This is a genomic window from Thioclava sp. UBA3469 (genome assembly GCF_002378135.1).
In the GTDB taxonomy this organism is placed as follows: domain Bacteria; phylum Pseudomonadota; class Alphaproteobacteria; order Rhodobacterales; family Rhodobacteraceae; genus Thioclava; species Thioclava sediminum.
In genome coordinates this window covers 1-580 of the sequence record NZ_DFRG01000078.1, presented here as the reverse complement: position 1 = coordinate 580, position 580 = coordinate 1, and the positions used below count along the sequence as shown (strand labels likewise).

The 580-nt window shown below is 61.7% G+C and carries 1 protein-coding gene; it reads left to right on the top strand.

Annotated elements, in window-relative coordinates; all coding sequences use genetic code 11:
• On the top strand, positions 1–580 hold a 580-nt coding region (locus B3D39_RS06825), incomplete at both ends, for a circularly permuted type 2 ATP-grasp protein (protein ID WP_286789539.1).

Here is a 580-nt window from a genome sequence, read left to right as displayed (position 1 = left end):
CCGACGGTCGCGATCCTCACGCCGGGCCATTTCAACTCGGCTTATTACGAGCATTCCTTCCTCGCCGATCTGATGGGCGTCGAACTGGTGGAAGGGCCGGACCTGTTCTGCGAGGGCGGCTTCTGCTGGATGCGGACGACGGAAGGCCCGAAGAAGCTCGACGTGATCTATCGCCGGATCGACGACGCATTCCTCGACCCGCTCTGCTTCCGCCCGGATTCGATGCTGGGCATTCCGGGGCTGATGGATGTCTACCGCTCGGGCGGCGTTTCGATCTGCTCGGCGCCCGGGGCCGGCGTGGCCGACGACAAGGCGATCTATACCTTCGTGCCGGAAATGGTGCGCTTCTATCTGGGCGAAGAGCCGCTTCTGGAAAACGTGCCGACCTGGCAATGCGCCAAGAAGGACGACTGCAAATACGTTCTCGAAAACCTCTCCGAGCTGGTGGTGAAAGAGGTCCACGGCTCGGGCGGTTACGGGATGCTGGTGGGGCCGAAATCGACCAAGGAGCAGATCGAGAATTTCCGCCACAAGATCGAGGACAACCCCGAGAATTACATCGCCCAGCCGACGCTAGCGC